Raw genomic sequence first — 14,838 nt, forward strand, 5'->3', positions numbered from 1 at the left:
CCGGTCACCGCCCCTTCGCTTCGAGCCCGTCGGCGGGCAGCGACACCCAGGCCGGCCGGGGCTGACGCATCCAGCGGGTCATCGCCGCGCCGAGCAGGCCGAGACATCCGGCCACCACGAACGGCACCGTCGAGCCCGGGTTGGTCACGACCAGGCCCGCGAGCACGACCCCGGCCAGTCCGCCGACCGCCTTGCCGCTGTAGACGATCCCGTAGTTGGCCACCGTCGCGTCGTCACCGAACCAGTCGCGGACCAGGCTCACCAGCAGCGAGTAGCCGGCACCGGCGCCGGCACCGGCCAGAACCGCGAAGCACACCAGCGCGGCCGGATGGTTGTCGTTGCGGGCCGCCGCGAGCAGGCCGAACTGGGCCACCCCGCCGGCCAGCAGGGACAGGCCCAGGGTCGCGCGCCGCCCGACCCGGTCGGACAGTGAGCTGGTCACCGCCCGTCCGAGGCCGTTCGCGGCGGCCAGGGCGCCCATCGCGGCGACCAGTGTCGCGGCGGCCAGGCCACGGGTGTACGCGGTACCCGCGAGGTAGGCGATGTCGAACAGCGCCATCGCCGCGGTGAGCACCACGACCACGAACATCATCGGCAGCATGCCGCTGCGCAGCGCGGCCAGCGGAGGGTACGGCCGGGCGGCGGGACGGTTGTGCGCGATGCCACGGTTGAGCCGCCGGTCGAGGGCCCAGCGTTGCGGGTCGATGTGTTCGGGCCACCAGTTGCCGGGCGGTTTGCGCATCATCAGCCCGCAGACCGTCACCACGGCGCAGACGACGACGGCGGCTACATCCAGCACCACTGCCCGGTTCGCCGGATCGAGGACATGACCGGCGACGACGACGAACGGGACCGCGCCGTAGCCGAAGGCGGCGCCCACCATCGCCACCCGGGACGCGAGCCGCTCGGGGAACCACTCGGTCACCGTGGCGACGCAGGTCATGTAGACGAGGCCGGCGCCGAGACCGCCCAGCACCGAGTAGCCCAGCAGGACCGTGGCCAGGTCGTCGCTGTGCGCCAGGGTGACCAGGGCGACCAGGCAGCAGACGGCACCGAGGAGCATCGGCACGGCCGGGCGCACCCGCTGGTAGAGCCACCCGCCCAGCGGTGAGCCGGCCGCCTGCGCGACCACCCAGAGCCCGAGCACGGTGAACGCCTGCCACACACTCCACCCGCTTGCCCCGGCCAGGGTGGGCAGGGCTGCGCCGAAGCCGTACTGGAACAGGCTGATCGCCAGCATCGCCGCCCAGGGCAGCCCGGCCATCCACGATCGCGATCGTCCCAGCAGGAGCCGGTCGCTCTCACCGACCCGGTAGCGACGGCCGTAGAAGTCCCTGACCTCGCGCATTGTGGCACCTCCGACCGATCATCGTATACAGTATGTTGAATCCTAATTCTCCATGACGGAGCGGCGAACTGTCCAGGTTCGAGACACTCACCAAGGAGCGGGCATGGGCGTTCGTCAGCACGAGGCGACCACCACCGGCTGGCATCAGGCTCGCCGCCAGGCGCGGGAGGCGGCGGTCCCGCTCCCGGTGGTCCACCTGCCGCTCGGCCGGGCGGCCGGGGCCACGCTGGCCGAGCCCCTGGTCGCACTGTCGCCCCTGCCCGCCTACGACGCGGCCGCGATGGACGGATATGCCGTCGCGGGCCCCGGCCCGTGGCGGGTGACCGGCCGGGTCCTGGCCGGTGACCCGGTCCTGCCGCCGTCGCTGTCACCCGGGGACGCGATGGAGATCGGCACCGGCGCGGTGGTGCCGGCCGGAGCGGAGGCGGTGCTGCCCTATGAGCAGGCCGTCCGGTCGGGCCGCACGGTGACCGGGGCCTTCTCCCCCGGCCGGCACATCCGGCGGCGCGGCGAGGACTGCCCGGCCGGCCGACAGGTGCTCGCCGCCGGCACGGTGGCCGGCCCGGTCGTGCTCGGCCTGGCCGCCAGCCTCGGGCACGACTCGCTGCCCGTGCACCGCCGCCCACGGGTCGCGACCGTTCTCACCGGCTCCGAGCTGTGCGGAAGCGGGATCCCGGCGGCGGGACAGGTCCGCGACGCCATCGGGCCGATGCTGCCGGGCCTGATCCGGGCCGCCGGGGCCGAGCCCGCCGGGTTGTCACGGATCGCCGACGACCCCGACGCGATGACCGGAGCACTGCTGCGCCGCGACGCCGAGGTGCTGGCGGTCTGCGGGGCGACGTCGGCCGGTGCGGCCGACCATCTGCGCGGGGCCCTCGACCGGCTGGCCGCCCGGGTCCCGATCCACGGCGTCGCCTGCCGGCCCGGTCATCCGCAGCTGTTCGCGGTGCTGCCGGACGGGCGTTTCGTCGTCGGGCTGCCCGGCAACCCGTTCGCCGCCCTGGTCGCCGCCCTGACCCTGCTCACACCGCTGCTCGGCCGCCTGGCCGGGCGGCCCGAGCCGCCGCCGGTGACCGCCGTCCTGGACGGGCCGGTGACGGCCCACGATCGCGACACCCGCCTGGTGCCGGTGACCCGGATCGGGGCGGCCGCCCTGCCGGTGGGGCACGACCGCCCCGGTTCGCTGTGGGGTGCCGCCGGGGCGGACGCGCTCGCGGTGGTGCCGCCGGGCTGGACCGGCGGCGAGGTCGAACTGCTGCCGCTGCCGAGTGGCACACCGATGGCCTTGCCAGCATTATCTTAGTCATTAAGATAATGCGATGCGCATATCGACCGACTTCTCGATAGCGATCGCCGGCGCCGGACTCTCCGGCCTCTGCCTGGCCCAATACCTGATGCGCGCCGGCATCGACGTGCACGTCTACGAACGGGACCAGAGTCCCTTCATCCGCCAGCAGGGCTACCGGATCATCCTCGACCGGTACGGACTGGAGGCACTGCGCGAAAGCCTGCCGCGCCCGCTGTACCGCCTGGCACTGGCCACCGGCGACGAACCCGGCGGGCGGTTGCGCTTCACCGACAGCCGGCTGCGGGACGCGTTCACCATCACCTTCAAGGACGAGCCGGACGCGACCCGCCAGGTCGACCGGGCCACCCTGCGGTCGATCCTGATGACCGGGCTGGACGGGCGCGTCCACTACGGACGGGCCGCCGCCGGTGTGGACGGCGGCGGGCCCACCGGACTGCGGCTGCGGTTCGCCGACGGCACGTCCGTACCGGCCGACGTCGTGGTCGGCGCGGACGGCGTCGGCTCGGCACTGCGCGCACAGCTCATGCCGGACGCGGATCCGGCCGGCACCACGATGGCCGGCGTCTACGGCCGGTCGCCGCTGCTGCAGCGCGGCGGAAGCGTCATCCCGGACGCGCTGCGGACCAGTGGCGTCCTGTCCATCGCCGACCGGCCGGGCCGCGCCTTCTTCTTCACCTCGATGCGTTTCGGTGAACGCCCGCGGCAGGCGTTCGCACGTGTGGCGCCGGGCAGTTACGCGCCCACCGACGACGACTACGTCATGTGGGGGATGCTGATGCGCCAGCGTGAGGTGCCGGCCGCCGCCCGCGGGGACCTGCTGGCGCTGCGCGATCTGGCCGTGCGGATGAGTGCCGACTTCCACCCGCTGATCCGGCGGCTGGTCGCCACCGCCGAACTGGACACCACGGTGCTCAACCCATTCGCCACCGGCCGGCGCCCGCAGCAGTGGGCGGTGCCCCGCGCGACGCTGATGGGCGACGCGGTGCACGTCATGCCGCCGTTCGGCGCGCAGGGTGGCAACACCGCGCTGCGCGACGCCGCGCTGCTCGGCCGGAGGATCGCCGACGCCAAGGCGAGCGGCATGCCGGTGGAGGAGGCCATCGCCGAGTACCAGGACGAGATGGTGCCCTACGCCTTCCGTGCGGTCGACACTGCCGCCGCGCTGATGCGCCGCCTCACCGGCGACGCGGCGGCACCGCACTGGGTGCTGACCCGGGTGCTACCTCGGCTGCATCGGGTCACCGTCCCCGAGTCCTGACACCTTCCGCCGTGACGGGGCAGCGATTTCACTGGCGACAGGAACTGACTGACGTGACGTAGTGTCGATGTTGGCGGCCGGTGTCTTGCGGCCCGGCCGCCGCCACCCTCCATGGAACCCGGGGCCGCCGTCGTCGTTGCAGGCGTGCCGCCGGCAGCCTTTCAGAAATTTGACACCGCCTCGAGGAAGACCTCGGTGATGGCCTCGAAGTCCTCGGCTTTACGAGTGCTACCGCCTGCGGCCCCGGAGATATCAGTGAGGACGGTCGAATCCGGTTTGCCCTTATTCTTGATCGTGGGGTCAGCGTCGTCGCCATAAGCGATGCTGAATACCGCCACGGGGCGCTCGCCCCCGGAGTCCGATTTGATTAATTCGAACATTTCATCAAACTTTGTACGATTATTTGTGCTGTTAACAGTGTCATCCCCGTCGGTCAGCAGGATGACGGCGTTGATGGCTGCGGGATCGTAGTCGGCTCGGAGGTCAGCAACGGCTTCCTTGACTGCCGTGTACAGGTCTGTCGGTACGTTCTCCTCAGCTTCCAAACCGGCGATCTGGTTTCTGAGTTCGTTCTTCTGCTGTTCGTCGCATGTGGCGCGGCGGACGCGGGCATGGTGGCCGGCGGAAAAGCTCCACAGCCCGACACGGTCGCGTTCCCCGAAGGTGGGGACTTCATCGGTGCCGTCGACGATCGTCGGGGCTGCCTCGTTGATCAGCTTCATCTTCGTTTTGTTCCCGACACCGGATGGGTCACCCATGGATCCCGAGGTGTCGATGGCGATGACAGCGTTGAGCGGCTTCCTGATGTCGGGCCACTTCTGCAGGATCATGTCCACTGCCCCGGGGTCCGGTTTCGCCAGCTTGGGGACGTCACGTAGCAGTTCATGGCCACCGGGCAAGGCACTCGCCAGGGGCAGTTGGTTGTCGTACGAGCGGAAACCGGCCTCGCGGGCAGCCTGCTGGGACGAAGGCGAACGGACGAAGGCGAGGAAGTTGTCGGCCACCGCGATCTTTTCCTCGCTCAGTCCGGGCATCTTCAGGTAGGGGTGGTCGGAGAAGAGGGTGCCGGTAGCGATGTAGAGCGGTACCAGTTTGTCGGCGTCAGCCGGCGGGGGCTTCTGCTCGCAGGCTGGGTCGCTGCTGTCCACGGCTCCGCAGGGCCAGCCGTTGTTGAAGGCGATCATCGAGACCTCCTCGACGGCGACCGCCGACAGGTAGTTCTTTTCCCCGCGGTCGATTGCCTCACGTAGGCCAGCCAACAGCTTCAGGGTCTGTTCTCCGTTGTGGACCACGGCTTTCTCGATGCTGCGCACCTTTTCTTGCACATCAGGCCGGTTCACGGCGTCGACAACCAACCCCGAACCGGCGGCACCTCCGGCGAAAGCGGAGAACGCCGCGACCGCCGCAGCCAGGCCCGAACTAGAGTAGTTGGGATTCGTGAGGCCAAGGTTGAAGCTGAGCATCGGGTTCGATGCCCGGGCATAGTCGGCCAGGGCGTCCCAGGTGATGGTGCCGTTGTTTGAACTGTTCAACGTGGCGTAGGCCGATTGTGGTACCGCAATCACCACCGGCGAGGTGAACAACATGTCAGCGGCACCGGGCTGGGCCGGAAGTTCCTCAACCATTGAATTCTTACGACCCGCCCAATAGCCCGTCATCGCGTACCAGACGGACGACGCCGGGCTCCACACATCGAAATCGAGAATCTCAGCAGCGACTTTCGCACCCTTACGGATCATCAGATCCTTGATCCGTCCCGAGTTGCCCGTCACGACCTCCACCTGATAGCAGCCGGCGCCGGCCTCTCGAGGCCCGTACTCTTTCGCGAACGCCCGGAGCAGGCCTTCCTTCTCCTGCGAAGCACGGATCTGGAGCTTCTGAGTCTGCCTCCCATCGCACTGTTTCAGCGGTACATACGCCGCAACGTCCGAACCCGGCAAACCCGGATCTTCACCCGGTCCGAAGATCCACTTGACGACCGCAACAACAGCAACTATCAGCACGACCGGGATGACCAGCAGCCATCTCCTACCACCTCTTGCCGGCTGGACGAAGACCGAATGATCTTCCGCCCTCTCTCCCGACGGCGCGGGAGGTCTGGGGTGTTCCGGCGGCACCGGTGCGCCGGGAACCACCAAGACAGACGCCTCACGCCGCGTTGGCTGCCTGGTGGGTTCCTCGGCTTCGGACTGTTCTGTGCGAGACCGCTCGACGGCCGTCAGCTTCTCATAGAGAGGCGGGACTTCCTCTGCCTCGCGTCGTGCCGTCACTTCGTCAGGTACCGCGAGGTCTTCCAGGGAACCTCCCGGGTTGAAAGTCTCGATCGGGACCCGGGGCTCGGGAATGGGTTGCACCGTGACCGTCTGGTACGTCTCGTACGCGGCCAACCGCTCGCTGAGACGCTCCACTTCCGCGGCCAACTCGGCCACACGTTTCTCTGCCTGGTCAGCGCGCTCCCGTTCAGCCGCCGCCTGCTTCTCGTGGTAGCGCAGGACGTCCTCAGCCTCATGGCGAGCCGTGGCTTCGTCAGCGGCAGCCAGCTTCGCTTCATCGGCGCGAGCATCGGCCTGATCAGCACGCTCTCGTTCCTCGTCCGCCTGCTGCTGGGCCTCCAGGAGAAGCTCGATCTTCTCGTTCAGCTGGCTAGTCAGATACAGCCGCTTCTGGTCGAGATCCAGAACCTGTTCTTTTCGCTGCCGGAGTTTGGTGTTCAGAAGGTCCAGAGCCTGTCTGGTTTTGGTTAACCTATCCGTCATATGCCCCAGTCGCGTGCTTCTGTCATTAAATTGCTTCCGGAGCTCACTGATGTGTTCCTGGAGTTGCTCCTCCGGTGACAGCTCGGCTGGTATCGACTGGCCATCGAGCCGTTCGATCCGGCCCCAGTAGCCGGGAGGGCGCTGCAGATCGTTCTTCCATGCCTGCCACAAGCCGGCCAGCCGAGCTAGACGCTGCTCCTCCTCGGCGGGCACGCAGCACGAAACGATCCTCACGATGTCCGACCACTCGTAACGCTGGGTCTCTTTCAGCTTTCGGTCCAGCGTGTCGCCGGGCATCGAGAGCGCCCGCGAGAGCGCGGAGACCGATCCGCGAGGCAGAAGGCCCGTACCCCCATGATCGCCACGGGGTGTCTGCCCCCGGCGGGCACGCCACCAGATATTGATCGCGTCTACTACCGCGTCGTGGATCTGGGCGGCAACCTTCTGAGGATCTCCGGCACCCTGAGAATCTTCGGTACTCAACGTCGGCCCTCCCTGGCATGACGACGAGGCACCAGATTCTATTTCCCACGTTAAGAAGCCCGCAGCTCCCCTCCAGGCAATGCCGCCCCCTATTTCTGAGCAGGGGAAACGCAGATTCTCTCTTCTGTAATTCCGGCCTGGGCGGTCAAGCTCTGATGGCGCCGGCAGACACCCGACAGCGGTGGCAGCATGGCACCTCACTCATTTAGGGGAGGAGGTGATGAATCAATGATCCAAAGAAACTGACCACCCGAGACGGCACGTCGCCGCGGTGATCACCGACGCCGCGCGGGGCTGAGCCCCACTCGACGCAGCTCCGTAGCGCCTCCGAAACGGTCGGCCTCGGGGCCCATCGGCTGCCGGGGAGCCCCAGAGGTTGGCCGGGAAGGCGGCCGTACCCGAAATTATGATGGCGAGCATGTCAGACGAGCCGGCCCGAGCCACCGCGATCGCCGATCTCATGCGGGCCGGGCGGGAGACCACTCGGCTGTCCACCGTCTTCCGTTATGCGATCGCCGACCGGCTGGGCCTGGCCGTCAGCGACCTGGAGTGCCTGGACTTCCTGGCCGACTCCGGGCCTGCCACGGCGGGGCAGATCGCCGAGCGGACCAACCTCACCACCGGGGCCGTGACCAGCATGGTCCGCCGGCTCCAGCAGGCCGGCTACATCACCGCCGAACGTGACCCGGCCGACCGCCGACGGGTGATCGTCAGCTTGCGCCCGGAGCGGGGTGACGAGCTGGAGCGGCCGTACGAGCGGTTCGCGGAACGGGCCCGCCGGCTCGTCGAGGGTTACCGGGTCGAGGAGATCCTGTTGCTGGCCCGGCACTACGACCACATGCGGGCGATGTATCTGGCCGAGCTGGGTCAGCTGAGAGAGGACGGCACCTGACCGGACCGGCCGGACAGTTCGTCGACCAGTTTCAGCAGGGCGCTGTGGTCGAGGCCGCCGTCGCCGCGCGCCTTCAGGGCGGCGATCAGCTGTGCCACCGCCGCGCCCAGCGGGATGACCACGCCGGCGTCGCGGGCCGCCGCGGTGACGATGCCCATGTCCTTGTGGTGCAGGTCGATCCGGAATCCGGGCTCGAAACGCCGGGCCAGCATCCCGGCCGCCTTGCGGTCCAGGATCCGGTTGCCGGCCAGACCTCCGGCCAGCACCCGGATCGCCGCCTCGGTGTCGACCGCGTGGGCCTCGAGGAAGACGATCGCCTCGGCGACCAGCTCGATCGTCCCGGCCACGATGAGCTGGTTGGCGGCCTTCACGGTCTGGCCGGCGCCGTGCGGGCCGACGTGGACGACTGTCGCGCCGACCACCTCCAGGATCGGCAGTGCCGCCGCGAAGTCGTCGGCGCCGCCCCCGACCATGATCGACAGGCTGCCCTCGATCGCGCCGGCCTCTCCCCCGCTGACCGGGGCGTCCAGGACCCGTACCCGGAGGGGCGCGGCGGCCGCGGCGACGGCACGGGACGTCGCCGGCGCGATACTGCTCATGTCGATGTAGAGCTGACCGGCCCGGGCGTGGGCGAGGATGCCCTGCTCACCGAGGGCGACCGTCTCGACGTCGGCGGAGTCGCGGACCATCGTGACGACCACGTCGGCCTTCTGCACCACCTCGGCGACGTTCGTGGCGATCCGGCCGCCGGCCTGGGTCAGGAAGCCGTTGCGGGGTGGGACGACGTCGTAGCCGATCACGTCGAATCCGGCCTTGGCCAGGTTGACGGCCATCGGGGCGCCCATGATGCCGAGGCCGATGAAACCGACTGTCGTCATACCGCGCTCTCCTTCGGTGCGGCGGCGCGGCGCGCCCGGGGCAGCCAGTCGAAGCAGGGGCTCGTCGCGACGTACTCCAGGCTGACCCAGCCCTGGTAGCCGCCCTGTTCGAGCCGGCTCAGGTGACCGTCGACGTCGATGCCGCCGGTGCCCGGCTCGTGGCGGCCCGGCGCGTCGGCGATCTGCACGTGCCCGATCCGGCCGGCGTGTTCGGCGAGGACGGTCGTCAGGTCGTCGCCGTTGACGGTCAGGTGGTAGAGGTCGGCGAGCAGGGCCAGGTTCGTCGCGCCGCGTTCGGTGCGGACCCGGTCCAGGACCGCGACGACGTCGCCGGCGGTGCGCAGGAGGTACGGGAACGGCCCGCTCACCGGCTCGACCAGCACCGTCCCGCCGATCCGGCCGACGGTGGCCGCCGCGAAGGCGAGGTTCGCCACGGCCGTGTCGTCCTGGAGGTCCCGGGCGATGAACGGGATGCGGTTGCCGTACAGCGCGTTGAAGTTGCGGCAGCCGGTGGCGGTGCCGATCATCGCGACCAGTTCGGCGTTGTCCCGGAACTCGGCGGAATGTGCCGGTGAGGACAGCACTCCCCGGTCGCCGCCGGGCATGTCGCCGGCGAAGAAGTTCAGGCCGATCAGCTGGACGCCGGCGTCGTGGACGGCGTCGACGAAGGCCCGCACGTCCGCGTCGGGTGGCACCGCGGCGGCGAACGGCCACCAGAACTCGACGGCGTCGAATCCGGCCGCCTTCGCCGCCGCCGGCCGCCGCAACAGGGGCAGGTCGGTGAAGAGGATCGAGCAGTTCACGGCATAGCGGAGGTGGTGTTCGCTCACGTGGACTCCCTACGGTTGCGTCAGCAGCAGGACGGCGGCCAGGGCGACAGGGTCCACCATCTCGGGCTCGGCGTCGACCCGCCGGATCAGTTCGGCGCGCATCCGTGGATCCCAGAACGCCCGGACGTGCCCGGCCACGGCGGCGGCGGCCTCGTCCAGCCCCTGGTGGCGGAAATGCACGGCGATGTCGTTGATCATCCGGATCTGCGGGGACACCGGTCAGCCCGCCATCGCCGGGCTCTTCAGCCCGACCTGGACGGCGGTCACCTTGTACTCCGGGCAGTTGGTGGCCCAGTCGGAGTTCTCCGTGGTGACGACGTTCGCGCCGGTCACCGGGTGGTGGAAGGTGGTGTAGACGACGCCGACGGGCATCCGGTCGGCCAGGACCGCACGCAGCGACGTGGCGCCGACCCGGCTGCTCAGGACGACCTCGTCGCCGTCGCTGATGCCGCGGACCTCGGCGTCGTGCGGATGGATCTCCAGTACGTCCTCCGGGTGCCAGGCCACGTTGGCGGTGCGCCGGGTCTGCGCGCCGACGTTGTACTGACTGAGGATGCGCCCGGTGGTCAGGATCAGCGGGTATTTGCGGGTGCTGCGTTCCCGGGTCGGCACGAACGGGGTCTGCACGAACCGGCCCTTGCCGCGGACGAACCCGTCCTTGTGCATGATCGGTGTGCCCTCGGGGGCGGCGTCGTTGCAGGGCCACTGCACGCTGCCCAGTTTGTCGAGTTTCTCGAAGGACACGCCGGCGAACGTGGGTGTGAGCGCGGCGATCTCGTCCATGATCTGGCTGGTGCTGCCGTAGTGCATCGGGTAGCCCATGGCCTGGGCGATCTCGGCGACGATCTGCCACTCGTGTTTGCCGGTCTTCGGGGCCATCACCGGGCGGACCCGGTTGATCCGGCGTTCGGCGTTGGTGAACGTGCCGTCCTTCTCCAGGAAGGAGGTGCCGGGCAGGAACACGTGCGCGAACTTGGCGGTCTCGTTGAGGAACAGGTCCTGGACCACGACCAGTTCCAGTGCGGCCAGCGCGGCGTGGACGTGGTTGATGTTCGGGTCGGACTGGGCGATGTCCTCGCCCTGCACGTAGAGGGCCCGGAAGCTGCCGTCGAGGGCGGCGTCGAACATGTTGGGGATGCGCAGCCCGGGTTCGGCCTGCAGGGTGCTGCCCCACATGGTCTCGAACACGCCGCGGACGACGTCGTCGGAGACGTGCCGGTAGCCGGGCAGTTCGTGCGGGAACGAACCCATGTCGCAGGAGCCCTGCACGTTGTTCTGTCCGCGCAGCGGGTTGACGCCGACGCCCTCGCGGCCGATGTTGCCGGTGGCCATCGCGAGGTTCGCCATGCCCATCACCATGGTCGAGCCCTGGCTGTGCTCGGTGACGCCGAGGCCGTAGTAGATGGCGCCGTTGCCGCCGGTGGCGAACAGCCGTGCCGCCGCCCGGACCTGTTCGGCCGGGACGCCGGTGAGTTCCTCGACGGCTTCCGGGCTGTTCTCGTCCAGCGCGATGAACTCGGCCCACTCGTCGAAGTCCTCGCAGCGTTCGTCGACGAACGACCGGTCCACCAGGCCTTCGGTCAGCACGACGTGGGACAGCGCGTTGACGATCGCGACGTTGGTGCCGGGTGCCAGCTGGAGGTGGTGGCGGGCCTCGATGTGCGGGGAACGGACCAGGTCGATGCGGCGCGGGTCGATCACGATCAGCTGGGCGCCCTCGCGGAGGCGGCGTTTCATCCGGGACGCGAACACCGGGTGCCCGTCGGTCGGGTTCGCGCCGATCACCATGATCACGTCGGATTTCGCGACCGAACGGAAGTCCTGGGTGCCGGCCGAGGTGCCGAAGGTCTGCTTCAGGCCGTACCCGGTCGGCGAGTGGCAGACCCGGGCGCAGGTGTCCACGTTGTTGTTGCCGAACGCGGCCCGGATCATCTTCTGCACCACGTACACCTCCTCGTTCGTCGTCCGCGAGGAGGTGATGCCGCCGATCGATCCGACACCGTTCCGGGCCTGGATGTCCCGCAGTCGCGCGGCGGTGAACGAGATGGCGGTGTCCCAGTCCACCGGCTGCCACTCGTCGGTGATCCTCTCCCGGACCATCGGGGTGAGCACCCGGTCGGGGTGGGTGGCGTAGCCGAACGCGAACCGGCCTTTGACGCAGGAGTGGCCCTCGTTGGCGCCGCCGTCCTTGTAGGGCACCATCCGGACCAGTTCGGCGCCGCGCAGCTCGGCCTTGAACGAGCAACCGACCCCGCAGTACGCGCAGGTGGTGATGACGCTGCGGCTCGGCATCCCGAGCTGGATCACCGACTTCTCCTGCAGCGTGGCGGTCGGGCAGGCCTGCACGCACGCGCCGCAGGACACGCACTCGGAGCTCATGAAGTCGGTGCCCCCGGCCGACACCTTCGAGCCGAAGCCGCGGCCCTCGATGGTCAGGGCGAACGTGCCCTGCACCTCCCCGCAGGCCCGCACGCACCGGGAGCAGGAGATGCACTTGGAGGCCTCGAAGTCGAAGTACGGGTTGCTGGTGTCGGTCTTCTCGTCGCGGTGGTTCTCGCCGTCGTAGCCGTAGCGGACCTGCCGCAGACCGACCGCGCCGGACATGTCCTGCAGCTCGCAGTCGCCGTTGGCCGAGCAGGTGAGGCAGTCCAGCGGATGGTCGGAGATGTACAGCTCCATCACGCCCTGCCGGAGTTTCTCCAGCTTGGGCGTCTGGGTGCGCACGCTCATGCCGTCGGCGACCGGGGTGGTGCAGGAGGCCGGGGTGCCGCGCCGGCCGTCGATCTCCACCAGGCAGAGCCGGCACGAGCCGAACGCCTCCAGGCTGTCGGTGGCGCACAGTTTGGGGATGTCGATGCCGGTCAGGGCGGCGGCCCGCATGACCGAGGTGCCCTCGGGCACGGTCACCGGCAGCCCGTCCACCTCGATCGAGACGGTCGCCGGGCCGGGCCGGGCGGGGGTGCCGAGGTCGGGTTCCTTCAGCAGGCTCATGACGGGCGCCTTCCGTTCGGGCCTCGCGGCGTGAAGTCGTCGGCGAAGTGCAGCAGTGCGCTGCGTACCGGCATCGGGGTCAGGCCGCCCATCGCGCACAGCGACCCTTCGGTCATCAGTTCGCAGAGATCGCCGAGCAGGGCCAGGTTGTCGTCGGTGTCCTGCCCCGCCACGATCTTGTCGATCACCTCGACGCCGCGGACCGCGCCGACCCGGCACGGGGTGCATTTGCCGCAGGACTCCTCGGCGCAGAACTCCATGGCGAACCGGGCCATCGACGCCATGTCCACGGTGTCGTCGAAGACCACGATGCCGCCGTGCCCGAGCATCGCGCCGGCGGCGGCGAACGCCTCGTACTCCATCGGCAGGTCCAGGCCGTCGGCGGGCAGATACGCCCCCAGGGGGCCGCCGACCTGCACCGCGCGGATCGGGCGGCCGGTACGCGTACCCCCGCCATAGGTGTTGATCAGATTGTGCAGTGTCATGCCGAAGGCGGTCTCGAAGACGCCGCCGCGGGCGATGTTGCCGGCCAGCTGGAACACCTGCGTGCCGCGGGACCTGTCGACGCCGAGTGCCTGGTAGGCGGCCGCTCCGCCGGCGAGGATCGCCGGGACCGACGCCAGGGTGAGCACGTTGTTGACGACGGTCGGCATGCCGAACAGGCCGGTGATCGCCGGGATCGGGGGTTTGGCGCGGACCATCCCGCGTTTGCCCTCCAGGCTCTCCAGCATCGCCGTTTCTTCCCCGCAGATGTACGCCCCGGCGCCGACCCGCACGAACAGGTCGAACCGCAGCCCGGAGCCGAGGATGTCGTCACCGAGCCAGCCCTGCTCACGGGCCACGGCGATGGCCGCACGCAGGGTGCGCACCGCGTCGGGGTATTCCGAGCGGACGTAGAGGTAGCCCTCGGTGGCGCCGACCGCGTACGCCGCGATGGTCATGCCCTCGATGAGGGTGAACGGGTCGCCCTCCATCAGCATCCGGTCGGCGAACGTGCCGCTGTCGCCCTCGTCGGCGTTGCAGCAGATGAACCGCTGCGCGGCCGGGGTGCCGGCGACGGTCCGCCACTTGATGCCGGCCGGGAAGCCGGCGCCGCCACGGCCGCGCAGCCCGGAGTCGGTGACCTCGGCGATCACGTCGGCCGGGGGCGTCTCCAGCGCCCGCCGCAGGCCGGCCAGTCCGCCGTGGGCGAGGTAGTCCTCGGGTGAGAGCGGATCGGTGACACCGACGCGGGCGAAGCAGAGCCGGGTCTGGTCGCGCAGCCACGGCAGGTCGGCGACGACACCCTGGCACAGCTCGTGGTCGGCGCCGTCGAACAGCCCGGCGGTCACGAGGCCGTCGACGTCGTCGGGGCCGACCGGTCCGTAGCCGACGCGGCCGCGGTCGGTGACGACCTCGACCAGCGGCTCCAGCCAGAGCATGCCGTGCGAGCCGTTGCGGACGATGCGGACCGGCCGGCCGGCGGCCATGGCCGCCCGCTTGAGGTTGGTCGCGACCTGATCGGCGCCGAGGGACAGGGCGGCCGAGTCGCGGGGCACGTAGATCGTGGTCGTCATCGGCGCACCAGCTCCTCGAGCCGGGCCGGGCTGAGCCGTCCGCGAACCTGTCCGTTGATCTGGCCGGCCGGGCCGAGCGCGCAGTTGCCCAGGCAGAACACCTGCTCCAGGGTGATCGCGCCGTCCGGGGTGGTCTGGCCGGTCTTGATCCCCAGCAGTTGCTCGGCGTGGGCGATCAGCTGCTCGGCGCCGACCGCCTGGCAGGCCTCGGCGCGGCAGAGCTTGAGCACGGTGGAGCCGGCCGGCTCGGAGCGGAAGTCGGTGTAGAAGGTGACCACGCCGTGCACGTCGGCGCGGGAGATGTTGAGCTCGGCGGCCAGCACCGGCACGACGGCCGCGTCGACATGACCGAACTCGGCCTGAATCGCATGCAGGATCGGCATCAGCGCGCCGCGATCACCCCGGTGCGCGGCCACCAGGGCACGCACCCGATCCGTCATCGAACTGACCACGAGGACCCCTCTCAACGGCTCAGGAATCCAACATACTGTATGCAGTTCGGTCGGACAATGGATACGACGNNNCCGTACCTGGCCG

At 69.5% G+C, this 14,838-nt stretch carries 11 protein-coding genes; 3 read left to right on the top strand and 8 right to left on the bottom strand.

Annotated features, from left to right (window positions below; genetic code table 11):
* Positions 1–4: 4 nt before the first annotated feature.
* Positions 5–1,348, bottom strand: a complete 1,344-nt coding sequence (locus tag ACFO0C_RS13135; RefSeq protein WP_378066866.1) for an OFA family MFS transporter — start codon at positions 1,346–1,348, stop codon at positions 5–7.
* A 103-nt stretch (positions 1,349–1,451) separates the two neighbouring features.
* Between ACFO0C_RS13135 and ACFO0C_RS13140 the strand changes: the two genes are divergently transcribed.
* Both ACFO0C_RS13140 and ACFO0C_RS13145 read left to right on the top strand, forming a co-directional pair.
* Complete coding sequence (locus ACFO0C_RS13140; RefSeq protein ID WP_378066867.1) at positions 1,452–2,651, top strand: molybdopterin molybdotransferase MoeA; 1,200 nt, start codon at positions 1,452–1,454, stop codon at positions 2,649–2,651.
* 16 nt (positions 2,652–2,667) lie between these two features.
* The gene (locus ACFO0C_RS13145) at positions 2,668–3,915 is read left to right on the top strand and encodes an FAD-dependent oxidoreductase (RefSeq protein WP_378066868.1); all 1,248 of its coding nucleotides are present in this window, start codon (positions 2,668–2,670) and stop codon (positions 3,913–3,915) included.
* A gap of 161 nt (positions 3,916–4,076) precedes the next feature.
* Here ACFO0C_RS13145 and ACFO0C_RS13150 read toward each other — a convergent pair whose 3' ends face one another.
* Complete coding sequence (locus ACFO0C_RS13150; RefSeq protein ID WP_378066869.1) at positions 4,077–7,154, bottom strand: VWA domain-containing protein; 3,078 nt, start codon at positions 7,152–7,154, stop codon at positions 4,077–4,079.
* 418 nt (positions 7,155–7,572) lie between these two features.
* On the opposite strand from ACFO0C_RS13150, the gene ACFO0C_RS13155 reads away from it, so the two are divergent.
* Positions 7,573–8,046 carry a MarR family transcriptional regulator gene (locus ACFO0C_RS13155; protein WP_378066870.1) on the top strand — a complete coding sequence of 158 codons (474 nt, stop codon included), beginning with the start codon at positions 7,573–7,575 and terminating at the stop codon, positions 8,044–8,046.
* On the opposite strand, the gene ACFO0C_RS13160 is transcribed toward ACFO0C_RS13155, so the two are convergent.
* From ACFO0C_RS13160 to ACFO0C_RS13185, 6 genes are read right to left on the bottom strand one after another with little or no spacing between them, the layout of a single operon-like run.
* Positions 8,022–8,924, bottom strand: a complete 903-nt coding sequence (locus ACFO0C_RS13160) for a 2-hydroxy-3-oxopropionate reductase (RefSeq protein WP_378066871.1) — start codon at positions 8,922–8,924, stop codon at positions 8,022–8,024. The two genes, ACFO0C_RS13155 and ACFO0C_RS13160, sit on opposite strands and share 25 nt — an antisense overlap.
* Complete coding sequence (locus tag ACFO0C_RS13165; protein WP_378066872.1) at positions 8,921–9,754, bottom strand: hydroxypyruvate isomerase family protein; 834 nt, start codon at positions 9,752–9,754, stop codon at positions 8,921–8,923. Before ACFO0C_RS13165 ends, ACFO0C_RS13160 begins: the two co-directional genes overlap by 4 nt.
* 9 nt (positions 9,755–9,763) lie before the next feature.
* Positions 9,764–9,970 (bottom strand): formate dehydrogenase subunit delta, encoded by a 207-nt coding sequence (locus ACFO0C_RS13170; RefSeq protein ID WP_378066873.1) that lies wholly within the window; start codon positions 9,968–9,970, stop codon positions 9,764–9,766.
* Between the two features lie 3 nt (positions 9,971–9,973).
* Positions 9,974–12,745 (bottom strand): formate dehydrogenase subunit alpha, encoded by a 2,772-nt coding sequence (gene fdhF, locus ACFO0C_RS13175; RefSeq protein WP_378066874.1) that lies wholly within the window; start codon positions 12,743–12,745, stop codon positions 9,974–9,976.
* Positions 12,742–14,301 (bottom strand): formate dehydrogenase beta subunit, encoded by a 1,560-nt coding sequence (locus ACFO0C_RS13180; RefSeq protein ID WP_378066875.1) that lies wholly within the window; start codon positions 14,299–14,301, stop codon positions 12,742–12,744. The genes fdhF and ACFO0C_RS13180 overlap by 4 nt, the downstream gene beginning before the upstream one ends.
* A complete protein-coding gene (locus ACFO0C_RS13185; RefSeq protein WP_378066876.1) occupies positions 14,298–14,741 on the bottom strand; it encodes a formate dehydrogenase subunit gamma in 444 nt (147 codons plus the stop codon). Before ACFO0C_RS13185 ends, ACFO0C_RS13180 begins: the two co-directional genes overlap by 4 nt.
* Between the last annotated feature and the right edge of the window lie 97 nt (positions 14,742–14,838).

Source organism: Actinoplanes subglobosus (genome assembly GCF_042650585.1).
GTDB classification, from domain to species: Bacteria; Actinomycetota; Actinomycetes; order Mycobacteriales; family Micromonosporaceae; genus Actinoplanes; species Actinoplanes subglobosus.

Bases quoted from the DNA above. Each gene is read 5' to 3' on its own strand.
- ACFO0C_RS13135 (WP_378066866.1), bottom strand. From the start codon at position 1,348: ATGCGCGAGGTCAGGGACTTCTACGGCCGTCGCTACCGGGTCGGTGAG.
- ACFO0C_RS13140 (WP_378066867.1), top strand. From the start codon at position 1,452: ATGGGCGTTCGTCAGCACGAGGCGACCACCACCGGCTGGCATCAGGCT.
- ACFO0C_RS13145 (WP_378066868.1), top strand. From the start codon at position 2,668: ATGCGCATATCGACCGACTTCTCGATAGCGATCGCCGGCGCCGGACTC.
- ACFO0C_RS13155 (WP_378066870.1), top strand. From the start codon at position 7,573: ATGTCAGACGAGCCGGCCCGAGCCACCGCGATCGCCGATCTCATGCGG.
- ACFO0C_RS13160 (WP_378066871.1), bottom strand. From the start codon at position 8,924: ATGACGACAGTCGGTTTCATCGGCCTCGGCATCATGGGCGCCCCGATG.
- fdhF (WP_378066874.1), bottom strand. From the start codon at position 12,745: ATGAGCCTGCTGAAGGAACCCGACCTCGGCACCCCCGCCCGGCCCGGC.
- ACFO0C_RS13180 (WP_378066875.1), bottom strand. From the start codon at position 14,301: ATGACGACCACGATCTACGTGCCCCGCGACTCGGCCGCCCTGTCCCTC.
- ACFO0C_RS13185 (WP_378066876.1), bottom strand. From the start codon at position 14,741: ATGACGGATCGGGTGCGTGCCCTGGTGGCCGCGCACCGGGGTGATCGC.